The following is a 19,195-nucleotide window of genomic DNA, read 5'->3' as shown; positions in this document are numbered from 1 at the left end:
CTGCCGCGGCGGCTCGAGCGAGCTCTGCCTGCTAGGCTCGGCGTATGCGCGACACGCTCCCCAAGGAGGTCGGCCAGGCGATCCGCATCCTCCGGCTGCTTCGCGGGCTCAGCATGCAGGAGTTCGCCGAGCGGGCGCAGCTCTCGGCCACGTACCTGCGGCAGGTCGAGCGCGGCGAGCGGGATCTCGGCCTCGGCGCGCTCGGCCTGATCGCCCAGGGGCTCCAGTGCGACGCGCGCCTCCTGCTCCCCGGCGACGGGCGCAGCCCGGTCGCGTCCGTCGTGGCAGAGCTCTTTGACCGGTCCCAGGAGACCCTCCAGAACGCGATCCTCTTCCTGCTCATGGAGCCTGACGATTCGCCCAGGAAGCAAGCAATGCTCGCCCTGGCCAGCGAGGATCCCGAGCGCTCTCGTCCGGCGGCACCGCCCAAGTCGCGCCCGCCGGAGCGCGCCGTCTCGGGGCGAGCTCCCCCGTCGTCGAGCCGTCGTTCCGGGAAGTGAGCGCGCCGTCTCGCTCGCTCCGTGACCCACGGTCCGCCCTGGCGACGGCTTCCGCGGGCCTTGAACGTCTGTTACGGTTACAGCCAACCGATGTTCCCCGAGCCGTGTCCGGGGGTGTCATGGACTCGAACCTCGTGCCGGAGGTCCGACGCAGTGAGCAGAATCTTCTGGGCTGATCCAACATCGCAGCGCGCGTCCGCGCATCGCCATTCCTTCTTGTCTCCACGCGCCCGGGCTGCAGCTGCTGTGTCCGGAGTGGGGCTCGCGGCGGGGGGCCCATGGTGATCCTGGGCCAGGAGTTCGCGGGCTACACCATCGTCGCCAGCCTCGACTTGCCCGCTCCGGCCGAGACCTATCGCGCGCTGGACGCCGACGGTCGCGAGGTGACACTTTATGTCCAGGAGCACATCGAGCTCGACCCCGGCGCGTTCCGCCGTGAGCTCGAGCGGCTCCTCTCGCCGTCTCCGGCGATGCACGGCATCGTGCCAGTGCTCCGGGGCGGCATGGAGGGCAATGCCGGCTGGCTCGCCGCCCGGCCGAGCGATGACCCGTCGGTGGAGGAGCTCTTGCCCCGGCTCCGCTCCGTCGCATACGAGCTGGCGGTCGACGTCGCGCGGACGCTGATCGCGGCGCACGCGCTGGGGCTGTCGCACGGGGATCTCGGCCCGCACACGGTGGAGATCTCCTGCCAGGGGGTGGCTGTCGTCAGGGCGTTCGGGCTGCACCGGCTGTTCGGGGCGCCGGCGGACATCGTGGCGGACGCGGCGCGCTACCGGGCGCCGGAGGTGTTCGACGCGCGCGTGATCGACCATCGAACGGACATCTACGGGCTCGGGATGCTGCTGTACTGCGCCCTCGCGGGCCGACGGCCTTTCGAGGGGCGCGACGATCTCGACGTGTGCGCGCTCGACGAGGTGCCCCCGCCGCTCGAGGGCGTGCCGCCTCAGGTGAACGAGGCGCTGGCCCGGGCGCTCGCGAAGGATCCCGACGCGCGGTTCCAGACGGTGCAGGAGCTCATGACCGCCGTGCGGCCGCTGCTCCTCGCCGACTCGGCGACGCTCGCGGGGGGCGCTCCGCCGCCGCAGGAGCCGCCGCCCGACACCGAGCGGAGCGTGCCCACGCCGGAGTCGCGCAACACGCTGCCCACCGGGACCATCCCTCCCGAGGCCATGCGGCACCCGGTGGTCCAGGTCGCTGCTCCGCGCTGGCGCCGCGGTCTGCTCCTGAGGGCCGCGGGAGCGCTGCTGCTCGTCGCGCTGACGAGCGCGGCGGTCGCGGTGCCGCTGAGCTCCTACATCGCCCGGCGCGGGGCGCCGCTCCCGCCGCCCGTCGAGCCTCCGGTGTACGTGAGTAACCTGGATCACAATGCCGAGGTGGCGCCGCCGGTGCAGTGCGAGCCGGGCGTCCACGAGGCGGTGCATCCCGCTGTCGAAAGGCCCGTCCTGCGGTCCCGGGCGGCGCGTCGCCCGGCGCCGGCGTCGCTGGCCACGACCCCGGCCGTGGAGGCCGGTGGAAGCGCCCGTCAGCGGTGGTACGGCGACCAGCTCTTCTGAGGCACCTTCGCAGGCTGCCCGCCGCAATCTGGGGTGGGGTCGGTGGGCTGCAGGCCGCAACCTGGGGTGGGGTCGGTGGGCTGCAGGCCGCAACCTGGGTGGGTCTGTGGCCCAACCTGGGTGCGCCCGCCTGCCGCAACCTGGGCGCCCGCCGCAACCTGGGTGGGTCTGCGGCCCAACCTGGGTGCGCCCGCCCGCCACGACCTGGGCGCCCGCCGCAACCTGGGTGGGTCCGTGGCCCAACCTGGGTGCGTCCGCCCGCCGCAACCTGGGCGGCAAACGACACCCCGGCGGATTGGGGCCGCCGGGGCGTCCGCATCGCAGGCCTCGTGCCGGAGGCCTGGACGCATGGCTAGCTTACTAAAGCATTCCGTCGATCGATCTTAAATTCTCGTGGCGTCGACAAATTTCTCCGCTCTTCGGCGTGACCCCTCGTCCGCCTGTGTGAGCAGGGTCGGACCGTGGTTGCGTGCGACACCCCGGCCGGGCGCGCCGACCGCGCTGCTCAACCTCGTCCTGGATCGCGCGGGTACGGGCCCCCAGCGGGAAGGCGAGCGCGCGCGACACGCTGCGAGCCGGCGGACGCGACGGCGCCTCTCGTCGTCGTGCCCCCCTCGGTCAGCGTGCCCGCTCAGCGGAGCTCGTTGCCCGGCAGCGGCTGGAACACGTTCGCCCGGTACCACCGGAGCTCCTCGATCGACTCGCGGATGTCGTCGAGCGCGCGGTGGATCTCGCGCTTCTTCGGCGCGGAGCGCCTCGGGTACCAGCGGCGGACGAGCTCCTTGAGCGTGGAGACATCCACGATGCGGTAGTGCAGGAAGGAGAGGAGAGCCGGCATGTAGCGCTGCAGGAAGGCACGGTCCTTCCACACGGAGTTGCCGCACAGCACGGCCGTGCCCTCGTCGCAGTGCGCCTCCAGGAACGCGCGCGTCTCGGACTCCGCGTCGCCGACCGAGAGCGTGGAGGCGTGGATGCGCGCGAGGAGACCCGAGCGGGCGTGGAGATCGCGGACGAAGTCGCTCATCCCCGCGAGCACCTCCTCGGGCTGATGGATGACGAGGCACGGCCCCTCCGCGACGACGGTCAGATCCGGCTCCGTGACGATGGTCGCGATCTCCACGATCGCGCACGTGCTCTCGTCGAGCCCCGTCATCTCCAGATCGACCCAAACCATGCGCTGCGACCGGTCCGTCATCGGCGGCGAGCATAGCCGATCCGCGGTGGCTCAGGTCCACCTGGACCTGCCCGCGAGCAGGCTGCCCCGGGAGCGGGTCGTGTGCTAAGGACGGGCCGGACACCTGGGTCGGGAGGATGTCATGCGAGACGTTTTCATCGTGGATGCCGTTCGCACGCCGCGCGGGCGCGGCAAGGCAGGCAAGGGAGCGCTCTCCGGCGTGCACCCCCAGGAGCTCCTCGCGCAGACGCTCAACCGCCTCGCCGAGAAGACCGGGATCCGCAAAGAGGACGTGGAGGACGTCGTCGTCGGGTGCGTGACCCAGGCGAGCGAGCAGGGGGCGTGCATCGCGCGCACCGCGATCCTCGCGGCCGACTGGCCGGACGTCGTGACCGGCGTGACCGTGAACCGCTTCTGCGGCTCGGGCGCGCAGGCGGTCAATTTCGCGGCCATGGGGGTCATGTCGGGCCAGCAGGAGCTCGCCATCGGCGGCGGCGTCGAGAGCATGTCGCGCGTGCCCATGGGCTCCGACGGCGCGCCCCTCGACGGGAACAACCTCGCGCTCCGCCAGAAGCTGGCGATGGTGCCGCAGGGCATCTCGGCGGACCTCATCGCGACGATCGAGGGCTTCTCGCGCGAGGACGTCGACCGCTTCGCCCTGGCGAGCCAGCAGAAGGCCGAGAGGGCCGCGCGCGAGGGGCGCTTCGCGAAGAGCCTGTTCACGGTCGTCGACCTCGACGGCAAGCCGCTGCTCGACAGGGACGAGCACCCGCGGGCCGGGGCGACGATGGAGGCCCTCGCGAAGCTCGAGCCGGCGTTCACCGGCCTCGGGTCGACCCCGATGGGCCCCGCCGGCGAGACGGTCGACGAGCTGGCGCTCGTGCGGTACCCGCAGGTGAAGGCGATCCAGCACGTCCACACCGCGGGCAACTCGAGCGGCATCGTGGACGGGGCCGCGGTGGTGCTGCTCGCGTCGGGCGACTACGTGAAGGCGCACGGGCTCAAGCCGCGGGCGAAGATCCGCGCCGTGGCGACGGTCGGGGCGGAGCCGGTGATCATGCTGACGGCCCCGGCGCCCGCGTCGGAGCGGGCGCTCAAGAAGGCGGGGATGCAGGCGCGCGACATCGATCTCTGGGAGATCAACGAGGCGTTCGCGGCGGTGCCGCTGCAGACGGCGCGCAAGCTCGACATCGATCTCGACCGCGTCAACGTGAACGGCGGGGCGATCGCGCTCGGGCACCCGCTCGGCGCGACAGGGGCCTGCCTCATCGGCACGGCGCTCGACGAGCTCGAGCGCGAAGGCAAGGCGACCGCGCTGATCACGCTGTGCATCGGCGGAGGGATGGGCGTGGCGACCATCGTCGAGCGGGTGTGAGCCGCGCCGGCGCCGTGATGGGGGTGCCCGACGAGCCTGGGAGCTCCGCTCACGAGCACCCGCGCGGGCACGGCGAGCGGCACGATCACGGCCACCACGGCCACGATCACGATCACGACCACGGTCACGGCGACCCAGGGCATCACGACCACGACCACCGGCGCGCGCCGCTCCGCCGGCTGATCGCGGCCTTCGCGCTCACGGCGTCGTTCCTGCTCGTCGAGGCGGCGGTCGGGTGGTGGTCGAAGAGCCTCGCGCTGCTCGCCGACGCGGGCCACATGCTCGCGGACGCCGCGGCGCTCGGGCTCGCGATCATCGCGCAGCGCATCGCGGCGCAGGCGCGGACGCGCGCGCGGACGTACGGCTTCCGGCGCGCCGAGGTGCTCGCGGCGTTCGCCAACGGCATCGCGCTGGCGCTGACGGCGATCTGGATCTTCATCGAGGCGGCCCGCAGGTGGCGCGAGCCGCAGGCGGTGCACGCCGAGGCGCTGGCGATCACCGCGGCGCTGGGGCTGCTCGTGAACGTGGCCTCGGCGCTGCTGCTCTCGACCGGCGAGCGCGGGCACAACATCAACACGCGGGCCGCGCTGGCGCACGTGCTGTCGGACGCGCTCGGCTCGGTGGGCGCCATGGCGGCCGGCGTGCTCATCCTCGCCTTCGGCTGGACGCGGGCCGACCCGGTGATCAGCGCGGCCATCGGCGGGCTGGTGCTCTGGGGCGGCTGGCGGCTCGTGCGCGACACGTCCCGCGTGCTGATGGAGGGCAGCCCGATCGAGATCGACCTCGTCGACGTCGAGGGCACGATCCGGAGCGTGCCCGGCGTGGTCGACTTCCACGATCTGCACGTCTGGTCGATCTCCGACGGCTTCAACGTGCTCACGGTGCACGTGGTGCTCGCGAAGGGGCACCACGGGACGGACGTCGCCGCGGCCGTGAGCCGGCGGCTGCGCGAGCAGCACGCGCTGACCCACTGCACGATCCAGCCGGAGCCGCTCCAGGAAGAGCACCTGGTGACGCTCAGGCGTCCGGGCGCGCGAGGGCCTCGCGGGCAGGGGCCCGCGAGCGACAGGGGCGGCGTGTAGCCGGGCGGCGGCCCGGGCCGGCCCGTCAGAGCTCCTGCAGCAGCGCCTCCGCCGCCTCGGCGGGGGACTTCCCGCGCTCGTCGACGGCGACGTTGAGCTCCCGCATCCGCTCCGCGCCGATCTTGTCCTCGAGCCCCCGCAGCGCCTCGATCACCTCCGGGTGCTCCCGCGCGAGCCGCGCGCTGGCGAGGACGACGGCGTCATAGGGCGGGATCGCCCGCCGGTCGTCCTCGAGCACGCGCAGATCGAACGACACGATCCTCCCGTCCGTCGAGAACGCGCTGATGACGTCCACGTCGCCCGCCCTCACGGCCTCGTACATGAGCGACGGGTCCATGCTGCGCTGCTTCGCGAACGCGATCCCGTACCGCTGCTCGACCGTCTTCCACTCGGCGCGCTGGAAGAACTCGTAGTCTCCGCCGATCGACAGCGAGCGCGCCGACGGCACGAGATCGCTGATGGTGCGCGCGCCGAGCCGCTCCGCGAGCTCGCGCCGCAGCGCGAGCGCGTAGGTGTTCTCGAAGCCCAGCGCGGCGGCGACCACGATCCCGTGCTCCTCGAGCAGGTACTGCCTCACCCCGCGGAGCACCTCGCCCCGGTCGGCCGGCAGGTCGCTCCGCTTCATCACCGTCGCCCAGAGCGTCCCGGAGTAGTCCACGTACGCGTCGATCTGGCCCGTCCTCAGCGCGTCGAACGCCACCGTCGACCCCAGCGACTCCACCGCCTCGGTCGGCAGCCCCGTGTCCCGCTGGATCTTCCCCGCGAGGATGCGGCTCAGGATGTACTGCTCGGTGAAGGTCTTGGAGCCGATGGCGATCTTCCGCGCGCCGCCCCCGAGCGCCCCCCGCGCGAAGCCCGCCGCGGCGACCGCGTAGAGCAGGGCGAACGCGCCGATCGCCGCCGCCACGAGGCCCCGGCGGCGCTGGCGGAGCCCGATCTCCAGCGCCCTCACCGTGCCGTCGAGGACGAGCGCCAGCGCCGCCGCCGCCGCGCACCCGACGAGCACGGCCGTCGTGTTGCGCGTCTGCAGCCCGCTGAAGATGTAGTTGCCGAGGCTCTCCGCGCCGATGGGGGTCGAGAGCGTCGCGGTCCCCACCGTCCACACGGTCGCCGTCCTGACGCCGGCGACGATCACCGGCATGGCGAGCGGCAGCTCCACGCGCCGGAGCCGCTGGCCCGGCGTCATGCCGACGCCCTCGGCCGCCTCGATCAGGGCCGGGTCGACGGTGGAGAGGCCCACCACCGTGTTCCTGAGGACCGGGAGCACGCTGTAGAGCACGAGCCCGAGGAGCGCCGGCACGTAGCCGATGCTCGCGGCGCCGACCGCGGCGAGCGCGGGCACCATGAAGGCGAGCAGCGCCAGGCTGGGGATGGTCTGGATGACGCCCGCGGCGGCGAGCACCGGCTGCTCGAGCCGGCGCGCGCGGGAGACCAGCACGCCGAGCGGCACGCTGACGGCCGTCCCGATGAGGAGCGCGACGAGCGTGAGCTCGAGGTGCGCGAGGAGGCGCCCGGGGAGCAGGGCGAGCTGCTCGTTCACGCCACGCGCTCCCGATCGGCGAGCAGCGCGTCGATGAGCCCCGCCTGCCGCCTGGGCGTCCCGATGAGCTGCGCCACGTACTCGTCCGCGGGCGCGGTCATGAGCTCCCGCGGCGTCCCGATCTGGGCGAGCCGGCCGCCCTGCATCACCGCGATGCGGTCGCCGAGCAGCAGGGCCTCGACCATGTCGTGGGTCACGAAGATCGCGGTCAGCCCGAGCCGGCGCCGGATCGAGAGGAACGACTGCTGGAGCCGGTCGCGCGTCAGCGGATCGAGCGCCCCGAACGGCTCGTCGAGGAGCATCACCCTGGGCTCGGCGGCGAGCGCGCGCGCCACGCCGACCCGCTGCTGCTGCCCGCCCGAGAGCTCCGCGGGGCGGCGATCGCGCACGGCGGCCGGGTCGAGCTCGCAGAGCTCGAGGAGCGCGTCGACGCGCGCGCGGATGCGCGCCGCGTCCCAGCCGAGCAGCGACGGCGTGACGCCGATGTTCTCCGCCACGGTGAGGTGCGGGAACAGCCCGAGCCGCTGGAACACGTAGCCGATGCGCCGGCGCAGCGCGTGCGGCGGCTCGCCGGTGATGTCCTGCCCGCCGATCCGGATGGCGCCCGACGTGGGCTCGATGAGGCGGTTCACCATCTTGAGCGTGGTCGTCTTGCCCGAGCCCGACCCGCCGAGCAGGACGAGGAGCTCGCCCTCCTCGACGCGCAGCGAGACGGCGTCGACCGCGACAGCGTCGGCGTAGCGCTTCGTGACCTTGTCGAGCTCGATCATGCGGGCTCCTCGGTCGCGCCGCGGGGCGCCGCCCGCGCCACGGCGCGCGCCACGGGCGCGGCGTCCACCATCACACCCCGCACCCGACGTTGCCGCGCTGGAGCCCCGCGAGGCGCGCGTCGTCGAGCGCCTCGGCCTCGGCGAGGAGCCACCGGAACATCGCGTTCGCGATCGCCCGCTCCTTGCGCGTGTTGAACAGCCAGACGGCGGCGTGGCACACGTCGGAGTGGAACTTGGGGAACGCGAGGCGGCGGAACTCCGTGCCCACGAGCCCGGCCGCGGCCTCGTACTGCGCGCGGAGCGACGTCCACTCGCGCCACTCCGCGAGCGCCGGGAGCTCGCGCTTCTCGTCGACGCGGCGGCGCAGGGCGTCGCACGCGAGCTCCACCTCGGACAGGAGCTCGTCCCGGAGGCGCCGGCGCGTGCGGCCGATCGTCGCGCCGAGGTCGTCCCACTCCGCGAGCGGCACGCGCGCCGCGCGCAGCGCCGCCGCGAGGTCCTCCTCGACCGCGCGCGCGAGCGGGCCGAGCGCCGCCTGCGCGCCCGAGGCGCCGAGCGACAGCGCCCGCTCGCGGAGCTCGGCCTGCGCGCGCTCGTCGTCGAGCGCCGCGTCCCACGCGCCGCCGAGCCGCCTGAGATCGTCGCCCGAGACCCTGCCGCGGGGCCGGAGCAGCAGCGTCGCGTGGAGCAGCACCGCGCGGCTCCACAGGTCGCCCTCGGCGATCTTCGCGGCGCACGGCTCGGGTTCATCCGGCTCCGGGCGCGGCGCGCCGTCGCCCGCGGCCAGGGCGCGGCGCACGAGCGGGAGCGTGGCGCGGCGGCGGGGCGCGGCGAGCCAGCGGAGCCAGAGCTCGACCGCGCGCGACGCGGGCACCTCGCCGGGCACCTCGCCGAGCAGCCGCGCGGCGACGGCGCCGAGCAGCGAGAGCTCGCGGCCGCCACCCTCCTGCGCGCGCTCGAGCACGGCCGTCCAGTCGCCGCGCGCGGCCGCCTCGGCGGCGAGCCAGCCCGCGGCGATGCGGCGGGCCTCGCGGGGGCAAGCGCGCTCGTCCACGCTGGCGACGCTCTCGAAGAGCGCCCGCGCGCCCTCCGTGTCGCCGCGGTACGCCGCGAGCATGGCGCCGGCGGCGACGCCCGCGCCGCGGAGCGGCACCGGGGGCGCCGCGCCCGGCGCGGGAGCCACCCCACCGCGCTCGCCGGCGCCACCGCGCTCGCCGGCGCCACCGCGCTCGCCGGCGCCACCGCGCTCGCCGACCGCGCCGCGCTCGAGCCGCTCGCTGATCCACGCCTCCGCCGCGGGATCCGGCCTCCGCGCGCGGCAGAGCGCCCACGCGGCCGCGAGCGCCGCGCCGCCGCGCCGGTCGGCGCGCCAGGTCCAGTCCGAGAGCAGCGCGACGTAGTAGGCGGCGCGCGGCAACCCCAGCGGAATGAGCGCGCGGCGAGCGAGGGGCCAGGGCGCGATGAGGAGCACGATCGGCGCGAGCAGCAGCGCGCACCAGAGCTGACCCGCGGCGAGGCCGAGCGCGAGGACGACCGTCATCGGCGCGAGGACGACCGTCAAGGCGATGCGCCAGGTGCCCGCGCCGAGCACGCCCGGGCGCGGCGGCGCCCCGGGCGAGGCCCTCCGCGCGGCCACCTCGCTGATCGTCCGCACGACGACCGCGAGGACCAGGATGAAGCCCCAGTTCATCGCGACCTCCAGCCGAGCGCGGACAGCGCTTCCGGCCACGGCGCGCGCGGATCCTCGCCAGGCGGATCCGGCATCGGGAGCTCGCCGAGGTCGTCGTCGAGCTCGTCCTTCGGCGGGGGTCTCGGGTCGAGCCGCGCCCAGACCTCGTGCGCGAGCCGCCGCTCCGGGTCCCGCAGGGCCGCCATGGCCTGCCGCACCTTGTCGGCCGTGCGGACCCCGGGGCCGACCGGCGTCGCGTAGGTCGCGGCGCTCGCGAGCTTGAGCTCGAGCATCCCGAGCAGCTTCTGCCCCTCGCGCTCGACCTCCGCGCGGCTCGCGCTCGGGCGCAGGCCGAGCACGTAGAAGGGGTTGTCGCGGATGCGGCCGAGCGCGCCGTCCATCACCGCACCCCCGACTCGTGGCCCAGCCTGCGCTTCTGCGCGTCGACCGGCAGGAGGCGCCAGATCTCCTCGGTGATCGCCCGGAGCGCCGCCGTGTCGCCGCGCTCCGCCGCGCTGCGCCCGTCGCGCACGAGCTTCTGCGCCCGGACCAGATCCGACGCCTGGTGCGCCTCGGAGGCGGCCTCCTCGAACATCCAGGCCCACGCCTTCGGGTGCCGCTGGAACGCCGCGCTGCTCAGGTTGCGGACGAGGCGGAGCTGCCGCTGCAGCTCGACCTGGTTCTTCTCGGCGCGCGCCCGCGCCACCCCCTGCGCGGCCTCCTCGAGGAGCGCCTTCTCGGTGGCCGAGCCGAGCTGCGAGATCCAGAGCGACGCGTTCGCGACGGCGGCCTGCGCCTCGGCCTCGAGCTCTGGCCAGCGCTTGTCGGCCTCGGCCTCCTCGAGCAGGACGTCGAGCTCGAGCAGCGCGCGCCGCGCCTTCTGCCCGGCGTCGGCGTCGCCGCCGCGCGCCGCGGCCACGTCGCGCTCCACCTCGACGAGCGCGCACTCGACGTAGGTGACCTTGCCGAGCGCGTGCGGCGCGTTCCTGCGCAGGGCGCTCTCGCGCACCGAGGCGAGCCGCTCGCGCATGGCGGCGAGCGAGGCGTCGAGCACCTCGGGCGCCGCCTCGGGGACGAGGAGGTGCGCGACGCGCTCGAACACGAGCCCCTGCGACGGGATCAGCGCGCGCGCCGAGAGGTGCCCGCCCCGGTCGAGCTCCAGCGTGAGCTCGATGGCCGAGCCCGCGGGCAGGGTCGCGGTGAGCCCGCTCCCGTCGATCTCGAGCGTCCCGACCACGCGGCAGAGGTGGGCGACGTCGAGCTCGCCCTGCACGATCGGGATCTTGAGCACGCACGCGCTCGATCCCCTCGGGACGCTCTCCACGCTGTGGTGCACGAACGTCCGCCGGGCCGGCAGCGGCGCGCCGCGCTCGAAGTAGACCCGCACGGTGTTGTCCGCGAGCGCGACCCCGATCGTGCGCGACAGCGGCGGATCGCTGATCGTGAGCCCCTGGACGATGGTGATCGCCTGCGGGTGCACCGGCACCCTCGCGCCGCCGGCCGAGGTCGCCTCGACGCGGAAGACGTTCGGCCGTCGCGGGAGCAGGTCCACGGTGACCACGAACGCCCCTTCGTCGTCGAGCGGGGCGTCGGCGCTCGTCCAGCCGTCGCCCTCCCGCGCGAGCCGGATCCGCTCGGGCGCGGGCCCCGGCCCCTCCACGACGCGGCCCACGACGTGCGGCGTCAGGTCGCTCGACATGGCCGGATACTGGAGCCATAGCCGGCGGCCTTCCTCCTTGGCCCGCGGAGCGGGCCGCGCGTCGAGCCCGGCCGTGGCCGCGTAGATCGCGGCCCCTTGCGCGACGAGGGTCATCGGATCGAGCCCCTCGCCGAACGGGGCGCCGAGCGCGTCCCGCACGCGCGCCCGGAGCGCCGGCATCACCGTCGGGCCGCCGACCAGCACGACGCGCGCGAGCTGCGACGCGTCGAGGCCGTGCGCGGCGAGCAGCCGCCGGCAGACCTCGATCGAGCGGTCGATGATCGGCGCGCAGAGCGCCTCGAGCGTCGACCTCTGCAGGACCAGGTCGACGTCGATCGGCTTGCCATCCACCTCGAACGCGGCGGGGAGCGCGAGCGCCGCTTCGTCGGCGCGGGTGAGCTCGATCTTGATGTCCTCGACGGCGAGCTTGAGCTTGCGGAGCGCGGCGGCGTGCCGCGGGTCGGCGCGGCTCACGGCGGCGCCCTGGGTGCGCGCGATCTCGGCGAGCGCCCAGTCGACGATGGCCCAGTCGAAGTCGCGCCCGCCGAGGAAGTTGTCGCCGTCGTGCCCGACCACGCGGAGCAGCCCGTCCCGCGTCTCGAGCAGCGACACGTCGAAGGTCCCGCCGCCGAGGTCGTAGACGAGCCAGCTGCCCGTGGACTCCTCGGCCGTCCAGCCGGCCGCGAGCGCCGAGGCCACCGGCTCCTGGATCAGCTCGACGCGCTCGAAGCCGGCGCGCCGCGCCGCCTCCGACGTCGCGGAGCTCTGGGGCAGCTCGAACAGCGCTGGCACGGAGATCACCGCGGCGGCCGGCAGGGCCCCGAGGTGCTCGGCCACGTCGGCGCGCAGCGAGCGGAGCACCTCGGCGGCGAGCTCCTCGGGCTTCTTCGTCACCTTCGCCGCCGCGAACTCGATCGGCTGGGCTGTCCCCATCAGCCGCTTGAACTCCGCGCGGGTGTTCTGCGGATCGCTCTCGAGGAACCGGCGCGCGCGCGCGCCGACCGTGACCGTCCCGCGCGCGTCGATCCGCACCACGCTCGGGGTGAGCGTCGCGCCCTGGGAGTTCCTGACGAGGGTGACCTTCTCGCCGTCAAAGGCGGCCGCGGTCGAGTTGGTGGTGCCGAGGTCGATGCCGACGTAAAGCGGGCGTGCAGCCATCGCGTGGAAGAATACACGCGCGGAACGGCGGCCGCCCGGACGAGCCCACAGAAGGCCCAGGGGCCGCGGACAGCGGCCGATCGTGAGGCCCTGGGCGCCTGCTCGCCGAGGGGGTGCGCAGGAGCTCGAATCGCGCCCGCGAGGAAGACGCCCGCGCCCGCGATCACCCCGCGAACAGCTGCGTCACCCAGACCCGCCCGCTCGGGTCGCGCACCACCGCCACGCCGGCCCTGCCGTAGCGCCGGTCGAGCAGGTTGCCCCGGTGCGACGGGCTCGCCCAGATCGCGCGGTGCGCGCCCTCGGTCGTGCTCGAGCTGGCCACGTTCTCCCCCGCGATCGTCGCCTTGTAGCCGACCGCCTTGAGGCGCACCGACGGGTCGCCCGAGCCCACGTCGTGCCCCACCATCTTCGCCTTGATCATCTCCTCGCAGTGCGCCCGCGCCAGCGCGCTGAGCGCCGCGTCGCGCGCGAGCGCCGGCGCGTCGTCCGACGCCCGCGCGGCGTTCATCATCCGCAGCATCGCGTCCTCGTCGTCCTTCGCCCCCTTCGCGGCTTCCTCCCCCGGCGCCGTCGCGCGGACGTACCGCCCCGGCGGCGCGCTCCCCGCGAAGATCATCGCCTCCAGCACGGGCCTCGGCCCGGTCGACACCGTGGCCAGCACCTGCACCAGCCAGCTCCCCGGCTGGTCGACCGCGAAGCTCGAGCGGAGCCGCGCGCCTGATCGCGCGCCTGATAGCGAGCTCACCACCGTCTTGGGCGCGCCCCGCGGCCCCAGCAGCACCACCTTCGCCGCGCTCGCGGGGACCCGCATCGTCCCCTCGAGGGTCACCCACTGCCCCACCCGCGCGGTCGTCGGCAGCGGCGACATGTCCGCGAGCGCGTCCACCCCGACCGCGGCCACGATCACCGTCCCGTCCGGCTTCTTCGCCTGGGCCACCCCACATCGCCGCACCCCGAGGGTGGGCCATCCCGACACCCACCCATCGATCCGCGCCCCGATCTCCGCCGGCCCGAGCCCCCGGCCGGAGATGGACCAGCCCCGCGGCCAGGCGTGCGGCGCGCCCGCGGCGCGCAGGGTGAAGGCGAGCTCGTCGGGAGGCATGATCTCCCCGCCCTGGAGCTGCCGCTCGACGTTGCGCCGGGCGACGGCGGCGAGCGCCGCGTCCGCGCTCCCGCAGTGCGCCCCGAGCGCGGCGACCTCCGGCGCGACCGCCGCAGCTTGCTGCGGCGATCGCGTGGTGGCCTCCCACGTGAGCGCCGGCGGCTCCGCTGCTGCCGCCCCGGCGAGGGTGAGCGCCGCGCCAGCTGCCCCAGTGGCCCACCACGACCGCATGCGCCTCGGCTAGCAGGTTTCCCGGCCGCGCGCTCGTTTTCGCCTGCCCACGGCCGCGAGCGTCGACGTGCGACGTGCGCCTCCCCGCATTCCCGCTTCGACGAGAAAGCCGCGAGGTCCCGCCGTCAGCTCGTGCTACCGTGGCCGTCGCGCAGGATGGCTGAGGTTTCCAAGGCCGCGAAGGTCGGCGTGATGACGATCGTGCTCGCAGGCGCGGCCTACGGCGGGTACCGCTTCGTGTCGCGCGATGTGGGCGGCGGGAGCGGCTACCGGGTCTGGGCCACGCTGCCGGACGCGATCGGCGTCTCCCCGCAGTCGCGGGTGATGATCTCGGGCATCCAGGTCGGCGTCGTCGACAAGATCTCGCTCTACAACGGCCAGGCGCGCATCGACATCAAGATGAGCCCCGACGTCCCGCTCTACGAGGACGCGGCCGTGGGCAAGCGCGCCACGAGCCTCATCGGCGAGTCGTTCGTCGTGCTCTCGCCCGGCACCGAGGGCAAACCGCGCATCCCCGACGAGGGGAGGATCACGTACTACATCGACGAGCCGACGATCCAGTCGATGCAGGGGCAGGTCGCCGAGATCCTGAAGGACGTCAAGACGGTCACCGAGACGCTGAGGAACACCGTCGGCTCCGAGAGCGGCCAGGAGCGGCTCGCGCAGATCCTCGACAACCTCGCGGACGTCACGGAGCAGATGAACGCGACCGTGCGCGAGAACCGCGCGGGCGTCACGCAGACGATCAACAACATCAACCAGATCACGGGCGAGTCGGGCCCGCGCCTGCGGGAGATCCTGCGCAACGTCGAGCAGGTGAGCCGCGACATCCGCACGATGACGGCCGCGGCCGAGGTGCCCGGCCGGAACGGGCAGCCCGGCGAGCTCCGCAGCGCCGCGGAGCGGGTGGGCCGCGCGACCGAGAGCCTCGAGTCGGCGCTGAAGCACGTCGACAGCGTCGCCGCGCGCATCGACCGCGGGGAGGGGACGCTCGGCCGCATCACCAAGGACGAGACGCTGATCAACGAGGTCGAGACGGTCGTCGAGGACGTCGGCGAGCTCGTCGGCGGGATCAGCCGGTTCCAGACCGTCGTCGGGCTCCGGACCGACTACAACTTCCTCGCGAACACGATCAAGAGCTACGTCGAGCTCAGGCTCCAGCCGACCGAGGACAAGTACTACGTCGTCGAGCTGGTGAACGACCCGCGCGGCAAGACGGACTTCCAGCAGATCGACATCGACACGACCAACCCGAACGAGCCGGCGCACTACCGGGAAGTCCGCACGATCACGACGAACGCCTTCCGCTTCTCGTTCCAGTTCGCGAAGCGGCTCGGCCCGTTCACGGGCCGGTTCGGCATCAAGGAGTCGACGGGCGGCCTCGGCCTCGACCTTCACCTGCTCGACGACCGCTTCGAGCTCCGCCAGGACCTGTTCGGGTTCGGCGAGGAGCTGTCGCCGCGCTGGCGCGTCGCGCTCGCGTACGAGTTCATCCGCAAGCTGTGGCTGCTCGGCGGCATGGACGACATCCTGAACACCGATCGCCGGGATTACTTCATCGGCCTGCAGCTCCGGTTCAACGACGCCGACCTGAAGACGGTCCTGCCCTTCGCGCCGTCGAGCTTCTGACGCCGCCGGCGCGGCCCGCGCCGGTCCGCCCGAGCGCCTGTGCTATAGCGCGGGCATGAGGCGCTCGCTTCCTCGCGGAGTGCGTCGGGGATACGCACTCGTGATTCCTTTCCTCGCGATCGCCGCGGCGGCTGGCGCCGCGGCCTGCCAGGGGTGCAAGGTCCCGGCGACGGGCGCCGTCGTCGCGGACGCGGACACGGAGGCGCCCGCGACGACGCCGACGGTGCGGCTCTACGTGCTCAGCACCGTCGCTGGCGCGCTGGAGCCGTGCGGGTGCACGAAGGATCAGCTCGGGGGCATCGATCACCTCGCCGCCCTCATCGAGAGCCAGCGCGACGAGGCGCCGAACCGCCTCGTGGTCGGCGCCGGGCCGCTGCTCTTCGCGGACCCCGAGGTGAAGGCGGAGCGCGCCACCCAGGACGCCTGGAAGGCCGAGGCGATGGCGCTGGCGGCGAAGGAGATCGGGCTCTCGGCGTGGGCGCCCGGCGAGAACGACTGGGCGCTCGGCGCCGAGGCGCTCGGCAAGTACAAGGAGCAGGCGGGGGCGCCGCCGCTCGCGAAGAACGTGGAGGGCGCGCAGGGCGTCGTGGTGCGCGACGTCTCGGGCGTGAAGGTGGGGCTCGTCGGCGTGAGCGAGCCGAAGGGTCGCACCGGCGCGTACCCGGCGGGTGTCAAGGCCGGCCCCGCGATCGAGGCGATGAAGGCGGGCATCGAGGAGGCGAAGAAGCAGGGCGCGAAGGTGCTGGTCGGGCTCGCGGCCTTGCCGAGGGGCGAGGCGCTGCGGCTCGCGGACAACGTGCCGGAACTGAACGTGCTGGTGCTGGGCAAGCCCAGCGAGCGCGGGGACATCAACGACGGCCAGAAGCCGCCTGTGGTGATCGGGTCGACGCTGGTCGTGGAGACGCCGAACCACCTGCAGTCCGTGGCGGTGGTGGATCTCTTCATCCGGGGCAGCGGCGACGGCCCGCTCGTGTTCGCCGACGCGGGCGGCGTCGCGAAGGCCGATGAGCTCATCAGCCTGTCGGCGCGGATCCGGGAGCTCGAGATCCGCCTCAACGCCTGGGAGGGCGACAAGCGGGTCGCGCCGAAGGACGTCGCCGACCGGAAGGCCGATCTGGAGAAGCTCCGCGCCGAGAAGGCGCAGCTCGAGGCGGCGGAGACGAAGGTGAGCGGCAGCTTCTTCCGCTACAGCGCGGTGGAGGTGCGCGAGAAGCTCGGCGCCGACAAGGACGTCGCCGGGCAGCTCCTCGCCTATTACAAGCGGGTCAACGCCCACAACAAGGAGGCCTTCGCGGATCGCGTCCCCGAGAAGCCCGCGAAGGGCGAGGCCAGCTACATCGGCATCGACGCGTGCACGAACTGCCACGACGAGGAGCGCAAGGTCTTCGACGGCACCGCGCACGCGCGGGCCTACGCGACGCTGCAGCAGGACTTCAAGGAGTTCAACCTGGACTGCGTGAGCTGTCACGTGACCGGCTACGGCAAGCCGGGCGGCTCCACGGTGACGCACAACGCCTCGCTGCAGAACGTGCAGTGCGAGGAGTGTCACGGCCCTGGCTCGCTCCACGCGAAGGACCCCGAGAAGAAGGGGCTCATCGTGCTCTCGCCCCCGCCCGAGAGCTGCGTCTCGCAGTGCCACCACCCGCCGCACGTCGAGGGGTTCGAGCCCATGTCCAAGATGCAGCTCATCCTCGGGCCGGGGCACGGCAGGGACTGACGCGCGGTGCGCCGCGCGGCGGTCGCCCGGCGGGCTGCAGCATTCGGGTGTCGACGGAGCAGGGCGCCGCGCGGCGGTAGTCCAGCCGGATGCATTTCCGCGCCGTATCGATCGCGCTACGGGAGGCGCCTGTGACGAATGTCCACGCCGTCGTCTCCCGTCTGGGCCCGGCCGAGAGCGCGATCCTCGCGGAGCTCGCCGCGGGCGCGCCCCCGTTCGCGGTGCACCGCCGCCCCGCGCTGAGCTCGACGCTGCGCTACCTGGACGGCGGCAGCGGCTCGCCGGTGGTCCTCCTGCACGGCCGCGGGAACGCCGCGACCACGTGGTTCCCGCTGCTCCCCGAGCTCGCGCGGCGCCACCGCGTCGTCGCCCTGGATCTGCCGGGCTTCGGTCACGCTTCGTCGCCCCCGTTCGAGGGCGGCGGCTTCGAGGAGGGCCTCCGCTTCTTCGTCGATCCGGTCGAGGAGCTCCTCCTGGAGATGGACCTCGGCCACGCCGCGCTCGTCGGCCACTCCCTCGGCGGGCTCGTCGCGCTCGAGATCGCGCTGCGCAAGCGCGCGCGCCCGCGGAAGCTCGCGCTCCTCGGCGCGATGGGGGTCGGGCCCGTCATGACCGCCTGGAGCCGCGCCTACTTCCGCGCCCCGCCGGAGCGCCTCGTCCGGGTGCTCGGCGCCGCGCTCTTCCGCCGCGTCCGCCCGCCGCAGCCCACGCCGCTCGGCGAGCGACTCGCCGCCCTGCACAGCGAGCTCTACGCCGTGCCCGACGGCCGGGTCGCGCCCGTCGCCGCGTTCAACGCGCTGTTCCCCGCCCTCGGCCCCGTTCCTCACCGCCTCGCGCGGCTCGGCGAGATCGACGTCGAGACCCTGGTCCTCTGGGGCGAGCGCGACGACGTGTTCCCGGCGCCGCTCGGCATCGCCGCGGCCGCCGCGATCCCCCGCGCCGCGCTGCGCGTCCTGCCGCTCGGGCACGCGCCCCACCTGGAGGATCCGGCGCTCGTCCTCCCGGAGCTCACCGCCTTCCTCTCGCCCGGAGCAACCCCGTCCCCGTAGCCCTCGCGCGGCGCCGTGACACAGCCGTGCCGTCCAGGCAGGGAGGACGGGTCGTCCAGGAAGGGAGGACGGGTCGTCCAGGCAGGGAGGACGGGTCGTCAGGCAAGGGAGGACGGGTCGTCCAGGCAGGGAGGACGGGTCGTCCAGGCAGGGAGGACGGGTCGTCCAGGCAGGGAGGACGGGTCGTCCAGGAAGGGAGGACGGGTCGTCAGGAAGGGGAGGGCCGCCGGCCCAGGAAAGAAGAAGAGGCTCGGCCCGGCCGCGAGCGCCCTCTACCCTCTCGATGTTGCTGCTGCATTGTCGACCAGAGGGTGAAATTTCGGGGAGGGTTCGCGCGAACTGTCTGGGTCCGTCATGATTCCAGCCACCACGCCGCGCTCTCCCCAGGCACCCGACGGGCTGGCCGCGGCGTCGCTCGTGACGGCGTCGCTCGACGAGACCGCCGCCCTGCGGTCGGTGGTTCGCGCGGCGATCGCCTGCGTGCTGGGTGAGCGGGCGGACCACCCCGACGTCGAGGATTGCACGCACGAGGCGCTCGCCCGGGCCCTCGAGGGGCGCAGCCGCCTCCGGGACGGCGAGCCGCTGCGCCCGTGGGTGCTCGGGATCGCGCGTCACGTGGCGCTCGACGTGCTGCGCCGGCGCCGCCGCACGCGGCGCGCCGAGGCGCCGCCGGCGGAGGACGCGGAGGAGCGGGGCGAGCTCCTCGAGTCGGTGGAGGACCCGGCGCCCGGGCCGGAGGAGCGCGCGGCCCAGACCGAGCGCGCCCGCCGGATCGATCTCGCTCTGCAGAAGCTGCCGGAGCCGCAGCGCCGCGCGCTCCTGGCCTTCCATGTCGAAGGGCTCAACTACCAGCAGATCTCGCGCCGGCTCGACATCCCGCTCGGGACGGTGGCGACGTGGATCGCGCGAGGCAGGCGCTGCCTGGCCGAGGCGCTCGGAGAGTGATC

At 74.0% G+C, this 19,195-nt stretch carries 15 protein-coding genes; 8 read left to right on the top strand and 7 right to left on the bottom strand.

Annotation, left to right across the window (positions count from 1 at the left end):
- Window positions 1-44 precede the first annotated feature (44 nt).
- Complete coding sequence (locus WME85_RS45535) at window positions 45-500, top strand: helix-turn-helix domain-containing protein (RefSeq protein ID WP_437305336.1); 456 nt, start codon at window positions 45-47, stop codon at window positions 498-500.
- Window positions 501-778: 278 nt separating this feature from the next.
- On the top strand, window positions 779-2,053 hold the full coding sequence (locus WME85_RS45530) for a serine/threonine protein kinase (protein ID WP_437830622.1): 1,275 nt from the start codon (window positions 779-781) through the stop codon (window positions 2,051-2,053).
- A gap of 631 nt (window positions 2,054-2,684) precedes the next feature.
- On the opposite strand, the gene orn is transcribed toward WME85_RS45530, so the two are convergent.
- Complete coding sequence (gene orn / locus WME85_RS45525) at window positions 2,685-3,248, bottom strand: oligoribonuclease (RefSeq protein WP_437830620.1); 564 nt, start codon at window positions 3,246-3,248, stop codon at window positions 2,685-2,687.
- A gap of 121 nt (window positions 3,249-3,369) precedes the next feature.
- Here orn and WME85_RS45520 point away from each other — a divergent pair, with 121 nt between their 5' ends.
- Together WME85_RS45520 and WME85_RS45515 are read left to right on the top strand one after the other, a co-directional pair.
- Window positions 3,370-4,602: an acetyl-CoA C-acetyltransferase gene (locus WME85_RS45520; RefSeq protein WP_437830618.1), complete on the top strand. Its 1,233-nt coding sequence runs from the start codon at window positions 3,370-3,372 to the stop codon at window positions 4,600-4,602.
- Window positions 4,599-5,684 carry a cation diffusion facilitator family transporter gene (locus tag WME85_RS45515; protein ID WP_437830616.1) on the top strand — a complete coding sequence of 362 codons (1,086 nt, stop codon included), beginning with the start codon at window positions 4,599-4,601 and terminating at the stop codon, window positions 5,682-5,684. The genes WME85_RS45520 and WME85_RS45515 overlap by 4 nt, the downstream gene beginning before the upstream one ends.
- 25 nt (window positions 5,685-5,709) lie before the next feature.
- Here the strand turns inward: WME85_RS45515 and WME85_RS45510 are convergent, their stop codons facing one another.
- From WME85_RS45510 to WME85_RS45485, 6 genes are all read right to left on the bottom strand, one after another.
- Window positions 5,710-7,224, bottom strand: coding sequence for an ABC transporter permease/substrate-binding protein (locus tag WME85_RS45510; RefSeq protein WP_437830614.1), 1,515 nt, complete (start codon window positions 7,222-7,224; stop codon window positions 5,710-5,712).
- Window positions 7,221-7,994, bottom strand: coding sequence for an ABC transporter ATP-binding protein (locus WME85_RS45505; protein WP_437305330.1), 774 nt, complete (start codon window positions 7,992-7,994; stop codon window positions 7,221-7,223). Before WME85_RS45505 ends, WME85_RS45510 begins: the two co-directional genes overlap by 4 nt.
- A 70-nt stretch (window positions 7,995-8,064) precedes the next feature.
- Window positions 8,065-9,723, bottom strand: coding sequence for a hypothetical protein (locus WME85_RS45500; protein WP_437830612.1), 1,659 nt, complete (start codon window positions 9,721-9,723; stop codon window positions 8,065-8,067).
- On the bottom strand, window positions 9,681-10,064 hold the full coding sequence (locus tag WME85_RS45495; RefSeq protein WP_437830610.1) for a hypothetical protein: 384 nt from the start codon (window positions 10,062-10,064) through the stop codon (window positions 9,681-9,683). Before WME85_RS45495 ends, WME85_RS45500 begins: the two co-directional genes overlap by 43 nt.
- Complete coding sequence (locus WME85_RS45490; protein ID WP_437830608.1) at window positions 10,064-12,520, bottom strand: Hsp70 family protein; 2,457 nt, start codon at window positions 12,518-12,520, stop codon at window positions 10,064-10,066. Before WME85_RS45490 ends, WME85_RS45495 begins: the two co-directional genes overlap by 1 nt.
- Window positions 12,521-12,683: 163 nt before the next feature.
- On the bottom strand, window positions 12,684-13,853 hold the full coding sequence (locus WME85_RS45485) for a CAP domain-containing protein (protein WP_437830605.1): 1,170 nt from the start codon (window positions 13,851-13,853) through the stop codon (window positions 12,684-12,686).
- A 156-nt stretch (window positions 13,854-14,009) separates the two neighbouring features.
- On the opposite strand from WME85_RS45485, the gene WME85_RS45480 reads away from it, so the two are divergent.
- The 4 genes from WME85_RS45480 to WME85_RS45465 all read left to right on the top strand — a co-directional run bounded on the left by WME85_RS45480 (window position 14,010) and on the right by WME85_RS45465 (window position 19,193).
- Window positions 14,010-15,482 carry an MlaD family protein gene (locus WME85_RS45480; protein WP_437305325.1) on the top strand — a complete coding sequence of 491 codons (1,473 nt, stop codon included), beginning with the start codon at window positions 14,010-14,012 and terminating at the stop codon, window positions 15,480-15,482.
- A gap of 100 nt (window positions 15,483-15,582) precedes the next feature.
- The gene (locus WME85_RS45475) at window positions 15,583-17,199 is read left to right on the top strand and encodes a multiheme c-type cytochrome (protein ID WP_437830603.1); all 1,617 of its coding nucleotides are present in this window, start codon (window positions 15,583-15,585) and stop codon (window positions 17,197-17,199) included.
- 131 nt (window positions 17,200-17,330) lie between these two features.
- Window positions 17,331-18,248 carry an alpha/beta fold hydrolase gene (locus WME85_RS45470; RefSeq protein ID WP_437830601.1) on the top strand — a complete coding sequence of 306 codons (918 nt, stop codon included), beginning with the start codon at window positions 17,331-17,333 and terminating at the stop codon, window positions 18,246-18,248.
- A 354-nt stretch (window positions 18,249-18,602) separates the two neighbouring features.
- The gene (locus WME85_RS45465) at window positions 18,603-19,193 is read left to right on the top strand and encodes an RNA polymerase sigma factor (protein WP_437305322.1); all 591 of its coding nucleotides are present in this window, start codon (window positions 18,603-18,605) and stop codon (window positions 19,191-19,193) included.
- Window positions 19,194-19,195 lie beyond the last annotated feature (2 nt).

Source organism: Sorangium sp. So ce1153, assembly GCF_051521595.1.
Lineage (GTDB): Bacteria > Myxococcota_A > Polyangia > Polyangiales > Polyangiaceae > Sorangium.
The sequence above is the reverse complement of the archived record's forward strand: the minus strand, read 5'-3'. Positions and strand labels throughout refer to the sequence as shown.